The 15,382-nt window shown below is 72.9% G+C and carries 10 protein-coding genes, 1 tRNA gene and 1 pseudogene; 9 read left to right on the top strand and 3 right to left on the bottom strand.

Features of this window, described 5'->3' with window-relative positions; all coding sequences use genetic code 11:
- The first annotated feature begins 156 nt into the window (after positions 1-156).
- A complete protein-coding gene (locus ACZ4EG_RS24235) occupies positions 157-453 on the top strand; it encodes a hypothetical protein (RefSeq protein ID WP_390707978.1) in 297 nt (98 codons plus the stop codon).
- 55 nt (positions 454-508) lie between these two features.
- Here the strand turns inward: ACZ4EG_RS24235 and ACZ4EG_RS24230 are convergent, their stop codons facing one another.
- On the bottom strand, positions 509-1,168 hold the full coding sequence (locus ACZ4EG_RS24230) for a DUF4389 domain-containing protein (RefSeq protein WP_453548885.1): 660 nt from the start codon (positions 1,166-1,168) through the stop codon (positions 509-511).
- A gap of 117 nt (positions 1,169-1,285) precedes the next feature.
- Entirely contained in the window at positions 1,286-5,683 is a 4,398-nt protein-coding gene (locus tag ACZ4EG_RS24225) for a cation-translocating P-type ATPase (RefSeq protein WP_467792052.1), read from the bottom strand.
- 162 nt (positions 5,684-5,845) lie between these two features.
- On the opposite strand from ACZ4EG_RS24225, the gene ACZ4EG_RS24220 reads away from it, so the two are divergent.
- The 3 genes and pseudogenes from ACZ4EG_RS24220 to ACZ4EG_RS24210 form a co-directional block, all read left to right on the top strand.
- Positions 5,846-6,166, top strand: a complete 321-nt coding sequence (locus ACZ4EG_RS24220; RefSeq protein WP_453548889.1) for a hypothetical protein — start codon at positions 5,846-5,848, stop codon at positions 6,164-6,166.
- A 732-nt stretch (positions 6,167-6,898) separates the two neighbouring features.
- The gene (selA, locus tag ACZ4EG_RS24215; protein WP_467792051.1) at positions 6,899-8,218 is read left to right on the top strand and encodes an L-seryl-tRNA(Sec) selenium transferase; all 1,320 of its coding nucleotides are present in this window, start codon (positions 6,899-6,901) and stop codon (positions 8,216-8,218) included.
- A gap of 12 nt (positions 8,219-8,230) precedes the next feature.
- Positions 8,231-9,970 (top strand): annotated as a pseudogene (locus ACZ4EG_RS24210) (SelB domain-containing protein); the annotation flags it as partial.
- Positions 9,971-10,005: 35 nt separating this feature from the next.
- Here the strand turns inward: ACZ4EG_RS24210 and ACZ4EG_RS24205 are convergent.
- A tRNA-Sec gene (locus ACZ4EG_RS24205) sits at positions 10,006-10,098 on the bottom strand.
- Between the two features lie 34 nt (positions 10,099-10,132).
- On the opposite strand from ACZ4EG_RS24205, the gene selD reads away from it, so the two are divergent.
- The 5 genes from selD (at position 10,133) to zwf (ending at position 15,231) form a co-directional block, all read left to right on the top strand.
- Positions 10,133-11,146: a selenide, water dikinase SelD gene (gene selD, locus ACZ4EG_RS24200; protein ID WP_467792050.1), complete on the top strand. Its 1,014-nt coding sequence runs from the start codon at positions 10,133-10,135 to the stop codon at positions 11,144-11,146.
- The gene (locus ACZ4EG_RS24195) at positions 11,143-11,559 is read left to right on the top strand and encodes a class I SAM-dependent methyltransferase (protein WP_467792049.1); all 417 of its coding nucleotides are present in this window, start codon (positions 11,143-11,145) and stop codon (positions 11,557-11,559) included. Before selD ends, ACZ4EG_RS24195 begins: the two co-directional genes overlap by 4 nt.
- A 124-nt stretch (positions 11,560-11,683) precedes the next feature.
- Positions 11,684-12,523: a universal stress protein gene (locus ACZ4EG_RS24190; protein WP_467792048.1), complete on the top strand. Its 840-nt coding sequence runs from the start codon at positions 11,684-11,686 to the stop codon at positions 12,521-12,523.
- 209 nt (positions 12,524-12,732) lie between these two features.
- Positions 12,733-13,764 carry a phosphogluconate dehydrogenase (NAD(+)-dependent, decarboxylating) gene (gene gnd / locus ACZ4EG_RS24185; RefSeq protein ID WP_453548905.1) on the top strand — a complete coding sequence of 344 codons (1,032 nt, stop codon included), beginning with the start codon at positions 12,733-12,735 and terminating at the stop codon, positions 13,762-13,764.
- A 3-nt stretch (positions 13,765-13,767) separates the two neighbouring features.
- Positions 13,768-15,231: a glucose-6-phosphate dehydrogenase gene (zwf, locus tag ACZ4EG_RS24180; RefSeq protein ID WP_467792047.1), complete on the top strand. Its 1,464-nt coding sequence runs from the start codon at positions 13,768-13,770 to the stop codon at positions 15,229-15,231.
- Positions 15,232-15,382 lie beyond the last annotated feature (151 nt).

Raw genomic sequence — 15,382 nt, 5'->3', positions numbered from 1 at the left:
GGCCCTCGGCCGCCTGGGCGGCCGAGCCGGACCAGGGCCGGTCGGTCCCTGGCGGCGGGACTGTCGGCCCGGGCAGGGGGGAGCCGTGCGAGCGACCATGGGAGGGACCTGTAATCAGGGAAGAAGGCTGATGGGCAGGAAAGAAGGCTGATGGTGATGGCACGAGCTTCATGGACGACGACTGGGGTGTTCGCCGGGCGGGGAGGTGCTCGTACCGACGAGGCCGGAATCGTGTCCGGTGACCTGACCCTCCACACCACCTGGGACGGCAGGCAGGCCCACGTGGCGATCCAGTACAGCGGCACCTCCACGTGGTTCACCCTTGCCGGAAGTCCGGTGCCCTGCTCTTCCTCGCAGGACAGTCGGCAGTTGCACCAGGCGGCGGTGGAAGCCGTGCGGGCCGGTGGCGGCGCGACCGTCCCCGGGAACGACGTGTTCAGGGGGAGCGTCTGAAACGCACGGGCGGCGGATCCCCAGGGCCTGGGGATCTGCCGCCCGTGCGCGGTGGTCATGGCGCGGGTTCCGGTTGCTTCGGGTCGTCGGGTTCGTTGCCGCCCATGTCGAGCCGGAACGGCGGATACACGTCGGTGAGCAGCGCCGCGTAGGCGACCACGCGCAGCACCCAGCGGTTGAGCCCGGTCAGGAGATCGAAGATGCCTGCCGGGTAGCGGCCCGTCACCGCGAGTGCGACCCCGGCGAACAGCGCGAGCAGTCCGATGAGTCCGCCCGCCGCCCAGGGAACGCGGACGCCGCCGAGGAGGAACGCGAGGATCAGATAGTGGGGAAGGGCCAGCAGCCACCACTTCACCAGGACCAGACCGCGTGAGAGGTGTTCGGGGTACGGCAGATCCCAGCGCGCCGGGTAGTCGGGGACATCGGCGAGCGTGAAGGGCGGGTAGCGGTCGGTGCCCAGTGCGCCGTACGCGTAGTAGGCCACCCGCCAATTCCAGCGCAGTACGCCGGTGTTGAACTCGAACAACGGGCGTGGGTACCGGCCGGTGAACAGGATCGCGAAGAACGCCACCGCGCTCACGCAGATGAACGCGATCCACAGGAGGACGAGGACGATGTAGTGGGGGAGGGCCAGCAGCCACTTGACCAGCCACAGCCAGCGCGACAAGGGGGTGTCGATCCGCGCTGTCAGCCGGGCGGGGTGAACGGTGGACATGGTGATCACTTCCGGAATGCCGTGTGACCGATTTGGTCTTCAGCTTCCGGCCCCGACCGTCGAGCAAGTATGGGCTGAGTGGGCACGGCATGCGGCCGAGCGGCCCTTCGCAGACGTTCACCTTGTCGCGGTGCCTGCCGGTCGCAGTGCCGGAATCGCCGCGTGGACGCGCGCAATGAGCGGGGGGAGGAACAGTGAACTCACCGTCGCACCGACCGCGGCGGACAGGGCGATGCTCCAGGCGATGGGGCCGAGCGGCGTGCAGCCGAAGAACTGGCTGAGGACCGGGGTCTGGACGACGGCCGCCAACGCGGCCAGAGAGCCGACGGAGGCGATGACGATCGCTGGGCTGCGGCCCCCGACCAGGAGGGTCTGACCGAGCTGCGCACCGACGAGCGCGACCAGAGCGACGGTGCGGGCACGCGCGGGGCGGCCGGTGAAGCGGGCGGCGAGCCAGCCGGCCGTGGCGCCCAGGGCGGTGGCCACGGCGCGGTTCACCGTCTCGTCGGTCAAGGCAGTGCCGAGGGAGACCTCGGGACCCTCGTGGAGCATGCGCTCCGTGGCCTCGGGCCGCGGCGGGCGCAGGGCGACGGCCATGGCCGGGGCGAGGTCGGTGAAGAGGTTGACCAGCAGGAGCTGACGGGCCGTCAAGGGGGAGGTCCCGGTGGCGGCCGCGCCGAGCAGGGTGAAGGCGATCTCGCCGAGATTGCCGCCGACCAGGATCGCCAGCGCCTTCCGTACGGAGGCCCACATCGCGCGGCCCTCCACGAGTGCGTCGAGCACCGACTCCAGCCGGTCGTCCGTGACGACGAGGTCCGCCGCCGCGCGCGCGGCCGGCGTGGCCCGCGTACCGAACGCGATCCCGAGGTCGGCGAGCCGGATGGCGGGCGCGTCGTTGGCGCCGTCGCCGGTCATCGCGACAGTGCGGCCCAGGCGCTGGAACGCCTGAACCACGCGCACCTTGTGCACGGGGGTGCCGCGGGCGACGACACCGACGTCGGGCAACAGCTTGTCGAGGGCGCGGTCGTCCATGTCGTCGAGTTCGGCTCCCGTCACCACCCGTCTGCCGTTCACGACGCCCAACTCGCGCGCCATCGACTCGGCGGTGCTCGGATGGTCCCCGGTGATCATCACGATGTGCACCCCCGCCTCCGCCAGTCGGCGCACCGCGTCGCCTGCGGTGCCGCGCACCCGGTCGGCGAACGCGAGGAAGCCGAGGAAATCGAGGCCGTCCACCGTCTCGTCGGTCAGCTTGCCGCCCGGCGCGTCCCGGAGTTCGGCGACCGCGAGGATCCGGTGGCCCTTGGCCGCGAGCCGTTCGCCCGCCGTGAGGATGGCCGTCCTGCCCTTGCGGTCCAGGTGTCGGCCGTCGCGGGTGGCACAGCGCTCCACGACCTCCTCCGGTGCCCCCTTCACGGACAGGATCCGGCGCTCGCCGCAGCGGCCTCGCGTGGCGTGGAAACCACGACTGGGCTCGAACGGCAGGCTGGAGGTGCGCCGCCAGCCCGCCGCGGCCGTGGTCCGGCTCACTGCCGCCTCCTGAGCGCCGTCGGCGACCGCGCCGTCGGTGGCGTGTTCCAGTTCTCCACCGTTGTGCGGGCGTGGTGTTGCCCGCAGCGCCGCGGCGAGGACGGCCCGCTGCTCGTCCCCCAGCTTTTCGAGAGGAAGGCTGTGGCCGTCGGCGGCGACGGCGACGAGGGAGATCCGCCCCTGGGTGAGGGTCCCCGTCTTGTCGAAGCACAGGACGTCGGTGCGGCCGGCGGCCTCGATGGTGCGGGGGTGTCTGAGCAGGGCTCCGCGTGCGGAAAGCCTTCTGGCGGAGGCGAGTTGGGCGGCCGAGACCAGGAACGGCAGTCCTTCGGGCACGCTGGCCACGGCCAGTCCCACGCCCGCCCCCACCGTGTCCCGGATGGGGCGCCCCCGCAGCATGCCCGCCGCTACCACGGCGGCTGCGGAACCGAGGGCCACCGGCAGTGTGGTGTGGGTGATCCGGGTCAGTCGGCGCTCGACGCCGGCGGAGGGGGGCGCCCCACGCCCGCCGGCCGCGGCGCGGCCCGCCTCGGTGGCCGTGCCGGTGGCGACGACGACGGCACTGCCGCGGCCGGCCGCCACGGTGGTGCCCTCGTAGACCATGGACGTACGGTCCCCCAGGTGCGAGGCCAGCACGGGCTCCACACCCTTGGCCACCGGCAGCGACTCGCCGGTCAGCGCGGATTCGTCGAGTTCCAGATGGTGCGCCTCCAGCAGCCGGCCGTCCGCCGGCACCACGTCACCGGGGTTCAGATTCACCACGTCGCCCACGGCCAACTCCTCGGCGGCGGCGACGGTTTCCTCCCCGTCCCGCACCACATTGGCCATGACGGCCGACTCCCGCCGCAGTTGGGCGACCGCACGGTCCGTCCGGTACCGCTGGAACCCGCCGAGGAACCCGGACACGGCGGTGACCGCCACGATGACGACGGCGTCGAGGACAGCGCCCACCGACGCCGACATGGCCGCCCCGGCACCGAGGACGGGTGTGAGGGGGTTCGCCATCTCGGACAGGTAGGCCCGGCCGAACGACGTCGTCGGCGCCGGCTCGCCGGTGGTCGTGGCCCGCGCCCGTGCCTTCTCGTCCGCCGGGCCTCCGCCGCCACCGGTCCTGGCGAGCACGGTGGACGGATCCATGGTGTGCCACGGCTGCCGCGACGAGGGCTGCGGCGCAGGGCGCCGCAGCAGCCGTACGGCCGCCCAGACACCGGCCACGGTGCCCAGTCCGGCCGCCGCGTTGAACACCGTCGTACCCCGAGCGGTCGGCCGCTGCGTCCGCCCCGCCAGCACCGCCGTCTCGCCGACCACGGCCGCGGCCTCGGCGAGCCGCACGCCCCGGCGCGCCGTCTCCCGCGCGGTGCGGCAGGCCTCCACGATCACCACGGCCGCCCCGGGATCGCCGTCCAGGTACAGGTCCGCGCCCCAGGGCGGCCTGTCCTGCGGGTCGGCCACACCCATGCCGACATCGGCGGCCTGCAGCGCGCGCCGGTCGTGCGACAGCAGCAGCACGCCCTCGCCGTCGCGCTGCAGGGCCCGTACGGCATCCAGCGGCCGATCGCCCGCCTCGCTGACGGCGTCGGCCTCCCGGACGGACACCTGTGCGGTGTGCGCACCGGCGGTCACGACCCTGAGCCCGGCAGCATGCGCGGCGGGGACGATGGTGCTCGCGGCTTCGTGCATCTCGGGCAGCACGCTGATCACGGCGAGCAGGCTCTGTCCGCGCGCCAGTCCCAGCACGAACCGCGCACCGTCCCGCCGCAGACCCTCCCGGGCCCGCTTGCCCGTTCGCCCCTGCAGCTTCAGACGCTCGACCGGCCCCAGGCTCCACTCCGTGTCCCGCTGCACGCGCTGCGGGGCGGAGCCGTCGAAGAGCCGGTGCGCCGTGGCAGCGAGTTCGCCCGCGGACGTGTCCTCGTCGAGGGCCACCAGGTCGGCAAGCCGATGGGACCCGGTGGCCAGCGCGTTCGTGTCGAGCAAGAGGACCCCGATCCGGTCCAGCCTGCGCAGCGCCTCCGGATCGGCCACGACCATGCCCCGGCGGGCCAGGCCCCGGCCGAGAACGCAGGCGAAGCCCTCGCGCGCAAGGACCGGTGCCTTCGGGACCGCCGCCAGCGCCGCGCCGGCGGCCCGCCCGGGATGCCGGGTGAACAGCAGCGATCCGGCGAAGGACGCCGCGCCCACGACGGGTGCCCGGTCGGCGTAGTGCTCGATCGGACCGGGCTTCAGCGGTGTCTCCCGGGCAAGCGGCACGGGCGGCGCGCCATGGGCCCCCGCCGCGGCGCTGCCCGCGAGGCGCGGCTCGGCCGCGGCCCAGGCGTTGGCCTCCGCGTCGGCCTCGATCGTGCGCAGGACGTGCCGGGCGGTGTCCACGACCACCCCGGCGAGACCGCCCGAGCCGGCCTGCCCCAATGCGGTGAGCGAGGCCAGGAGCAGTCCGGCGTTCTCGGTGCCGACCGCGTCCTCGACGACATGCCTCAGACGCGGGTGGGCGTCGACGATCGGAGCGAGCGCAGCGATGCCCGCGGGGATGGGGGTCCGCCGCGTCAGACCTGCCATCACTGCCAAGGGTGCGGCCGCCACATGCAGGGCCGTCGCCGAGGTGGACCTGCGGACCGCCCCGCCCGACGTGGGGTGCTCGGGCAGCGGGTGCGCGACGCCGTGGGCCTCCTCCACCGCCTCGACCGCCTCGATCAGGGCGTCCGTGATGGCTTCCATCTCGGACGAGCCGTCGGTGCCGACCACGGCGTGCCCGATCACGGTGTTCACCACGGCCCAGTCCACCGAGGGCACGGCGGCCAGGCGCCGCTCGACCTCCTTGGCCAGCTTCGTCGCCGCGGCCTCGGGCAGGTCGCCCGGGCGCAGACCCCGTACGGCCACGTGCGCGCGGTTGCCGAAGAACCGTACGCGTACCCGGGCCTCGGTCCGCAGCACACCGGCCGCGGACGACACCACAGTCCTCAGCAGTCCGCGTCCCGGAAGTGCCACAGCGCATCACCAGCTCCCTGCGGCCCGGCACCCTCCCCGTGTGCACGGGTGGCTCAGCAACCCCCTTTTCCATCGCAACGCCTTGACCGCGCACCCGCCACCGGAGGCGCGCGACAATTGAGGAGGCACAACCACACCGACTCCGGAGAAAGGAGGAGGGGGATGGCCAAGACGGCTACGGAGACCACGCGACAGCAACCCCAGGCGCACGACGGTGCCGGTCTGCACCTGCACATGCGCACCCTGCATCCCCCCGTGCCGGTTCCGTACTTCACCAAGGAGGAGATGACGAGCACGGCCCACGCGGCCACGGCACGACTGCCCAGTGCGCCGCCCGCCAAGGATCTCCTGTACTACGGAGGTCTCGGAGCACTGACCGTGGCAGGAGCCCTGGAATGGCCGGTCGCCCTCGCTGTCGGCGGAGCCACCTGGCTGCTGCGCAGCGGGCGAAGGGAAAAGCAGAGCTCAGGCGCCAAGCGCTAGCTCATACCCCCAGGGCGCGCGGTGGCGTGAGCGACGCTGCCGGGCGCCCGGCGGTCACGCGGCAGCCGCTACGAAGTTCAAGCGCAGCGAGCGTGAGCAAGCGGCCCACAGCTCCCACACGAGGCGCATGATGATCGCCTCGGCGAGCGCCATGGCGACTTTCGTTGCCATGGCTACAAGGAATTCGCCCATGTCGGCTGACTTTCTGTGCTCGGATACGGGTGTCCGAAACCAGACAATGCAGCCTTTTCCTCCGCCGTGGGTGCCTCACAGATGTACCTATGGCGTCACGTAGGTGAACAGATGGGGTGGCTCCGCGCCGGAAGCGGGGTCATGCCTTGTGGGCGTGTGCCGCGGTGGCGACCGTGGTGGTGTGCTGCTCGGTTGTCTGGCACACCGGGCAGAGCTCGTGACGGCCGTCCAGAGTTACTACCGTTCCCCAGCCCCAGCACTCCTTGCAGTCCCTCGACAGCAGCAGATCAGCACGCGGGGCGGGACCGAATGCGTGACTGGCCCCGTGATCCATATGGGGCTCCTTACGATGACTCGCCAACCTCACCCCTCCGGGTTCCCTCGCTGGGCGGTAATTCACCTCGACGGCGATGAACAGGCACATCTTCCGGAGTCACACCCGTCGCTCGGGCGTGTTGGACGACCGGCTCGGGGCAGTCGGAGACGATGGCCGTCCATGGACATGAAGTGGGGGAGGCAGGCGGGAGAGGCAGGGGTCGTATGCCTGAGGCGTTCGCGGGGCCGGATGACGACGTACGGCGGCGGATTCCGCGGACGGACGCCCTTCTGCGTGATCCACGACTGGTCGAGGCGGCCCGTCTGCTCGGGGCGTCCGTCGTCAAGGCGGCGGTCCGGGAGGCGCAGGAACGGGCCCGGACCGGCCGCGTCGCGCCAGGAAGCGTGGCCGACGAGGCGGCCGCCCTGCTTCCGGACACGGCCGGCGGACTGCGTGCGGTGATCAACGCCACCGGGGTGCTGCTCCACACCAACCTCGGCCGCGCGCCACTGTCGGCCGCGGCCCGGCGCGCGGTGGCCGCGGCCGCCGGGCCGACCGACGTGGAGCTGGACCTGCGCACCGGCGTACGGGCCCGCCGCGGGCGTACGGCACTGCGTGCGCTGCACGAGCGGGTGCCGTCCGCGGGAGCCGTGCACGTCGTCAACAACGGAGCCGCCGCGCTGGTCCTGGCCGCCACCGCGCTCGCCGCGGGCCGGGAGATCGTCGTGAGCCGCGGCGAGATGGTGGAGATCGGGGACGGCTTCCGGCTTCCGGACCTGCTGGTCTCCACCGGGGCCCGACTGCGTGAGGTCGGCACCACCAATCGCACGACCGCCGCCGACTACGCCGCCGCGATCGGTCCGGACACGGGCTTCGCGCTGAAGGTGCACCCCTCCAACTTCCGCATCACCGGCTTCACCCGCGCCGCCGAGGTCGGCGAACTGGCCGGACTCGGCGTCCCGGTGGTCGTCGACATCGGCTCCGGGCTGCTCGCCCCGCATCCCCGGCTGCCCGAGGAGCCGGACGCCGAGACGCAGCTGCGGGCCGGTGCCTCCCTCGTCACCGCGAGCGGCGACAAACTGCTCGGCGGACCGCAGTGCGGACTCCTGCTGGGCAAGGACGACATCGTGCGCACCCTCTCCCGGCACCCGCTGGCCCGCGCCGTACGCGTGGACAAGCTGACACTGGCCGCCCTGGAGGCCACCCTCACCGGGCCGCCGACCCCGACCGACGACGCGCTGACCGCCGGCCCCGCCACTCTCCGGGCCCGCGCCGAACGGCTCGCCTCGGCACTGCGCCCGCACGGCATCGACGTACGGGCCGTCGAGAGCGACGCGACGGTCGGCGGGGGCGGCGCGCCCGGAGTGACGCTGCCCAGCGCCGCGCTGTCCCTGCCAGAGCGGTTCGCGGCCGCGCTGCGCACCGGACGCGTCCCGGTCGTCGGCCGTCTGGAGTCGGGCCGCTGCCTTCTGGACCTGCGGGCGGTGCCTGCGGAGGACGACGAACGACTCGCCGAGGCCGTGCGGGCGGCGGCGGGAAGCTAGGAGGCAGGCGTCATGCGGGTGCTGGCCACCGCCGGACACGTCGACCACGGCAAGTCCGCCCTCGTCAGGGCGCTGACCGGCATGGAACCCGACCGCTTCGAGGAGGAGCGGCGCCGCGGACTGACCCTCGACCTCGGCTTCGTATGGACCCGGCTCGGTCCGGCCGGCGAGTACCTCGCCTTCGTCGACGTGCCAGGACACGAGAGGTTCGTGCCGACCATGCTCGCCGGGGTCGGCCCCGTCCCCGCGGTGCTCTTCGTCGTCGCCGCCGACCAGGGCTGGCAGCCGCAGTCCGAGGAGCACCTGGCGATCCTGGACGCGCTCGGCGTGCGGCACGCCGTCCTTGCGGTGACCCGCAGCGACCTGGCCGATCCGGGGCCCGTCCTGGCCGATGCGGCCGCGCGCATGGCCGACACCTCCCTCGGCGCCGTACCGGCCGTCGCGGTCAGTTCGGTGACCGGCGCGGGGCTCGACGGCCTGCGCACCGAGCTGTCCCGGCTGGCGGCCGCGCTGCCGGACCCGCCCGCCGACGCGGACGTACGGCTGTGGCTGGACCGGGCGTTCACGGTGCGCGGCCACGGCACGGTGGTGACCGGCACGCTCGGATCCGGCACTCTGCGCGTCGGGGACCGGCTGGTGACGGGCGACGCGACGGCCGCGCTGCGGGTGCGCGGGCTGCAGTCCCTGCACGAGGATCGCTGCGAGGTCAGCGGGGTGGCGCGCGTGGCGGTCAACGTGCACGGGTCCGCCGCCGACCTGCGACGCGGGGATGTGCTGCTGGCGCCGGAGCGCTGGCTGTGCACGGATCTTCTCGACGTCCGGGTCGTCGGACAGCCCGTTGCCGACCTGCCCCGGACCGTCACCCTGCACATCGGCACGGCCGCCGTCCCGGTGACCGTCCGCCCCCTGGGCGAGGACACCGCCCGGCTGACCCCGAGCCGGGAGCTGCCGCTGCGCGTCGGCGACCGCGCGGTCCTGCGTGAACCTGGAGGCCGGCGCGTGCCCTGCGGCGTGACCGTGCTGGACGTCCGCCCGCCGCGGCTGCGCCGACGGGGCGCGGCGCGGGCCAGAGCGGCCGAGCTGGCCACCATGACGGGCCTGCCGGACGCCACGGCCGAGCTGCGGCGCCGCAGGCTGGTCACGCGCTCGGAACTGCTCGCGATGGGCGTACCGTCCCCGGCCGCGCCCGTGGCGGGGGACTGGCTCGCCGACCCCACCCACTGGGCTGAGCTGGGCGAGCGCCTGGTCACCGAGGTGGAGCGGCATGCGAAGGAGCATGCCCTGGACCCCGGACTCTCCCTGGAGGCCGCCCGTCATCTGCTCGGCCTGCCCGACCGGTCGCTGGTGGACGCCCTCGCGGCGGAGACCTCCCGGCTCACGTGCCGGCAAGGGCGTCTGTACGGCGCTGAAGGCCTCCGGCCGCCCCTTCCGCAGGAAGTACAGGCGGGCGTCGACGCCGTACGCCGGGATCTGGCGACGGCACCGTTCCGCGCGCCGGAGGCCGGCCACCTCGCCGAACTCGGCCTCACCCGTAAGGCGGTGGCCGCAGCTGTGGCGGCTGGTGCGCTGCTTCGGGTGGCCGACGGGATCGTGCTGCTGCCGGGCGCGGACGAGCGGGCCGCGGCCGTGCTCGCGCGGCTGCCGCAGCCGTTCACCGCGAGCGAGGCCCGGCAGGCGCTGGACACCACGCGCCGGGTGGCCGTGCCGCTGCTGGAGCACCTGGACGCCCAGGGCTACACGGAGCGTGTGGACGACCGGCGGCGGCGCTGCCGGGACGGTGCGGGGAGCGGAGGCGGACGGGAATCGAACCCGCCTGCCCGAGATCCTCGGGCACCTCGGTTTTGAAGACCGGGAGGGCCACCAGGCACCCACACGCCTCCATCGACCGCCAGGCTAGTTCCCCGGGAGACCGATATGACACCGACCCGCCAAGCCTCCGTACGGCTCACGCAGTTCGCCCACGGCGGCGGCTGCGCCTGCAAGATCCCGCCCGGAGAACTGGAGGAGGTCGTCAGCGGTCTGGGCGCACCGCTTGCGGGGGGCGACACTCCGCTGCTGGTCGGCCTCGCCACCGGCGACGACGCGGCCGTCGCCGCCCTGCCCGCGCATGCGGGTACGGCGCTGGTGTGCACAGCCGACTTCTTCACGCCCGTCGTCGACGACCCGTACGACTGGGGACGCATCGCGGCCGCCAACGCCCTGTCCGACGTGTACGCGATGGGCGGCCGCCCCGTAGTCGCCGTCAACCTCCTGGCCTGGCCACGCGACCGGCTGGCGTTCGATCTGGCCCGTGAGGTGCTGCGCGGCGGACTGGACGTGGCCACGGAGGCGGGCTGTCACATCGGCGGCGGGCACAGCGTCGACGACCCCGAACCCAAGTACGGCATGGCCGTCACCGGACTGGCCGACCCGGCGAGGCTGCTGCGCAACGACGCCGGCCGGCCCGGCCTGCCCCTTTCGCTGACCAAACCACTCGGCCTGGGTGTCCTCAACAACCGGCACAAGGCCACCGGCGAGCGGTTCGAGCAGGCGATCGCCACCATGACGGCCCTGAACCGGGACGCGTCCGTGGCCGCCCTCTCGGCCGGCGCCACCTGCGCCACCGACGTCACCGGCTTCGGTCTCCTCGGCCATCTGCACAAGCTGGCCCGGGCGTCCGGCGTGACGGCCGTGGTCGACACCGCCGCCGTGCCCTACCTCGACGGTGCCAGGGAGGCGGTCCGGGACGGGTACGTCAGCGGCGGCACCCGGCGCAACCTGGAGTGGGTGGCGCCCCACACCGACTTCGGAGACACGGACACCGACACCCGGCTGCTGCTGGCCGACGCGCAGACCTCCGGCGGACTGCTGGTCGCCGGAGAGGTGCCCGGAGCGCCGGTGGTGGGGGAGTTGATGCCGTCCGGGGCGCACTCGATCGTGCTCAGGTGATCGCCGCGCTCACACCCGCGATGCTCACGGCCGCGATGCGCGAAGGCCGTGACATGGAGGGCTCCTTGCTGCCGGCCGACGCATGCCGGCTGCCGCTGCCGGACGGCGCGGTGGACGGTGTGTTCAGCGCGGGCCTGGTCAACCATGTCCCCGACCCCGCTGCGGCCCTGCGCGAGTGGGCCAGGGTGACCGCTCCCGGCGGGGTCCTGCTGCTCTTCCACCCTTCCGGCCGCGCCGAACGTGCCGCCCGCCACGGCCGCCCCCTCGACCCGGACGACCCGCTGGCCCCGGAGAATCTGCGGCCCGTGCTTCTGGCCGCCGGCTGGGATCTGGCGTACTACGAGGACGTCCCGCACCACTTCCTGGCCCGCGCGGCCCGCCACGGCGGTCGAGCCTGGATGCAGTCGGCCTGAGGTACCTCACCTGATACACCCGAAATGGCATGATTCGCCATGCATTGTGCTTCCTCGTGGGCGCCCTCCGGGCTCAGGGCCGAGGCGGCCACCGTGCATGACCCCTACACGAGGAGAAGCAGCCATGCCGGGACGCATCGCGGTGGGAGTGGACGGCTCCGAAGAGAGCATGAGAGCGGTGGACTGGGCCGCGGACGAAGCCGCGCTGCGGAGTGCCGAACTGCGCCTGGTGAACGCCTCGCTCTGGCAGGAGCACGCCCTCGTGGCGGTCCGGCCGTCCCGGGACGTGCTGGCCGCACGGGCGCAGGAGCTCCTCGACACCGTGACGGATCGGGCCCGGTCCCGCCACAGCGGGATCACGACCAGCGAGGAGGAAATCGAGGACGCGCCCGACTCGGTACTGGTGTCCGCTTCCGCCGACGCCGACCTCGTGGTGCTCGGGTCGTACGGCTCCGGCGCGGGCTACACGGTCGGCTCCGTGGGCCAGGAGGTGACGGCCGAGGCGCACAGCCCGGTCGTGTTGGTACGCGGGAGCAAGCCGGACGAGGGCGGCCGTGTCGTCGTGGGTCTGGACATCCGGTCTCCCGGCGAGGAACTGCTCCAGTTCGCCTTCGACTTCGCCGCACGGCGCTCCGTACCCGTCCATGTCCTGCACACCTGGGGCCTGACCGCCCTGCATCACCCCATGCACCCGCACGGCGAGGGCAGCAAGGAGGCGGAGGCGGGCAGGGCGGCGCTGAGCGAGGCCGTGCGGCCCTACCGCGAGCGCTTCCCCCAGGTGGAGGTACAGGAGGAGGCCACCGCCGGACGGGCGGCCGGCCGACTCGTCGAGGCCGCGGCCGGAGCCGGCCTCACGGTGGTGGGCCGGCGCAGGGGCCGGCAACGGCTGGGCCATCTCGGTGCCGTCGCCCATGCGGTGCTCCATCACGCGGACTGCCCCGTTGCCGTCGTCCCGCACGTCTGACCGGCCCGGCCCCGGCGGCGAGGCCGACTGCCATGGGCATGCGGGCACCGGTGATCTGGCGTGTACTGGAAGCGCAGGAGCACCGAAGGGATCGGACCGGCTGCCCATGACCGACCAGGACATGCTGCCGGTGGACGCCATGCGCGGCCTGTGCATGGACACCGTCCAGCAGGCGGAGCCAGGACGCCCCAGTGCGCGGGAGGCAGACCATGAGCACTAACACCCCCATGCAACTCGGCATGGTCGGGCTCGGACGCATGGGCGCCAACCTGGTGCGCCGACTCATGCGCGACGGCCACACCTGTGTGGTGTACGACCTCGACGCCGATGCCGTCGGCGAGTTGGAGCAGGAGGGCGCCACCGGCGCGTCCTCCCTGAAGGACCTAGTCGGCAAGCTCGACCGGCCGCGGAACATCTGGCTGATGCTCCCCGCGGGCGTGGTGCAGGGCACGGTCGACGAACTGGCCGGCCTGCTCGCGCCCGAGGACATCGTGATCGACGGCGGCAACTCCTACTACCGCGACGACATCACCCGCTCCCAGCAGCTCGCGCCGAGCGGTATCCACTACGTGGACTGCGGCACCTCCGGGGGCGTCTGGGGCCTGGAGCGCGGATACTGCCTGATGGTCGGCGGAGACCGGGAGGCGGTCCAGCGCCTGGACCCCCTCCTGCGGACGATCGCCCCGGGCGCCGGCTGCGCGGAACCCACTCCCGGCCGGACCAAGACGACCGGCACCGCCCCCGACGGCTATCTGCACTGCGGGCCCAGCGGCGCCGGCCACTTCGTGAAGATGGTCCACAACGGCGTGGAGTACGGGATGATGGCCGCCATCGCCGAAGGCCTGAGCGTCATCAAGCACGCCGACGCGGGACTGCGCAAGCGGACGGTCGACGCGGAGACCGCCCCGCTGCGCGATCCCGACGCCTACTCCTACGAGATCGACGTCGCCGAGGTCGCCGAGGTGTGGCGGCGCGGTTCGGTGGTCGGTTCCTGGCTGGTCGACCTGGTCGCCGATGCGCTGGCCAGGTCGCCGGAGCTCGACGGTTTCGCCGGCCGGGTCTCCGATTCCGGGGAGGGCCGCTGGACCGTGCTGGCGGCGGTCGACGAGAGTGTGCCCGCCCCGGTGATCACCACGGCCCTCTACCAGCGGTACGCCTCGCGCGGACTGGGCGAGTTCACCGACAAACTGCTGTCCGCGATGCGCGGTGAGTTCGGCGGGCACGTCGAGAAGGCGGGCTGAACCGTGGCGCAGCCGACCCCCACCCGGGCCTCGTCCTCGGAGCCGCGCCCGGACGACCATGTGATCGTGCTCTTCGGCGCGACCGGCGACCTGGCCCGCCGCAAACTGCTGCCCGGGCTGTTCCATCTGGCCCACGCCGGACTGATGCCCGAGCGCTACCGGGTGGTGGGATCCGCGCCCGGCGCCGACGCCCTCAGCGACGAGGAGTTCCGCACGCATGCCCGCGATGCGGTCGCGGAGTTCGGCCGGTCGAAACCGCAGGGAGAGGCGTGGGAGGCGTTCGAAGCGGCGCTCAGCTTCGGTGCCGCGGACCCGGAGGATCCGCAGCCGCTGCTGGCCGCGGTCCAGAAGGCCGAGCAGCCGCTCGGCGGCCGGCCGCGCCGCCTCTTCCACCTGGCCGTGCCGCCGGTCGCCTTCTCCTCCGTCGTCCAACTGCTCGGCGACACGGGACTCGCGCAGAACGCGCGGGTGATCGTGGAGAAGCCCTTCGGCACCGACCTGCCGTCGGCCCGGGCCCTGAACGCCACCATCCACGCCGTCTTCGACGAGTCGAGGATCTTCCGCATCGACCACTTCCTGGGCAAGGAGTCGGTGGACAACATCCTGGCCCTGAGGTTCGCCAACGGCCTGTTCGAGCCCATCTGGAACCGGGACCACATCAGCCATGTGCAGATCGACGTACCGGAGCAGATCGGCATCGAGGGCCGGGCCCGCTTCTTCGAAGGGACCGGCACCTTCCGGGACATGATCGTCACTCATCTCTTCCAGCTCATGGGCTTCGTGGCGATGGAACCCCCGACCACGCTCGACGCGCAGGCGCTGCGGGACGAGAAGGAGAAGGTGTTCCAGTCCCTGCGGCCACTGGACCCCGCCCACGTCGTCCGCGGCCAGTACACGGGCTACCGCGACGAACCGGGAGTGGACCCGCACTCGGACACCGAGACCTTCGTGGCCCTGCGCGTCGAACTGGACAACTGGCGCTGGGCCGGCGTGCCCTTCTTCCTGCGGTCCGGCAAATCCCTCGCCCAGGGCCGACACGTGGTCACGCTGGGCTTCCGCGAGCCGGTGCTGCGCATGTTCCCGATGGACGTCGACCAATGCGCCGGCGCGCGCAGCAACGCACTGCTGATCGACTTCGACGATCCCGGAAGCATCACGGCCAGGTTCCTCACCAAGGAACCCGGGCCCGCGATGCGGCTGGAGGACGCCGAGATGGTCTTCCGGTACGCGGGCTCGTACAACGAGGAGCACGCGCTGGAGGGCTACGAGCGGCTCATCCTGGACGCCATGTTGGGGGACCAGTCCCTGTTCACCCGTTCGGACGGCATCGAACGTCTGTGGGAGGCGGCCACCCCGTTGCTGAAGGACCCGCCGCCCGTGGAGCTCTACGAGCCGGGTTCCTGGGGGCCCGACCGGATCCAGCAGCTCATCGCTCCCTACCGGTGGAGTCTCCCGGACCAGCACTGAGCAACGGACCACCGCTGACCGCCGGACCACTACCGGCCAACGGACCACTACCGGCCAACGGGTTGTTCGGCCGCGTTGCTCCGGATGCCGCCTGCGCCTCGACCGAGCGGGTTCCTTCCGGCGCGCCGGGTGACGACTGCCCGACGCGACC

This window comes from Streptomyces sp. NPDC025638, from assembly GCF_055558775.1.
Note: the sequence above shows the minus strand (reverse complement) of the source record. Positions and strands in the feature narration are given on the sequence as shown.

Bases quoted from the DNA above. Each gene is read 5' to 3' on its own strand.
- ACZ4EG_RS24235 (WP_390707978.1), top strand. From the start codon at position 157: ATGGCACGAGCTTCATGGACGACGACTGGGGTGTTCGCCGGGCGGGGA.
- ACZ4EG_RS24230 (WP_453548885.1), bottom strand. From the start codon at position 1,168: ATGTCCACCGTTCACCCCGCCCGGCTGACAGCGCGGATCGACACCCCC.
- ACZ4EG_RS24220 (WP_453548889.1), top strand. From the start codon at position 5,846: ATGGCCAAGACGGCTACGGAGACCACGCGACAGCAACCCCAGGCGCAC.
- selA (WP_467792051.1), top strand. From the start codon at position 6,899: ATGCCTGAGGCGTTCGCGGGGCCGGATGACGACGTACGGCGGCGGATT.
- selD (WP_467792050.1), top strand. From the start codon at position 10,133: ATGACACCGACCCGCCAAGCCTCCGTACGGCTCACGCAGTTCGCCCAC.
- ACZ4EG_RS24190 (WP_467792048.1), top strand. From the start codon at position 11,684: ATGCCGGGACGCATCGCGGTGGGAGTGGACGGCTCCGAAGAGAGCATG.
- gnd (WP_453548905.1), top strand. From the start codon at position 12,733: ATGAGCACTAACACCCCCATGCAACTCGGCATGGTCGGGCTCGGACGC.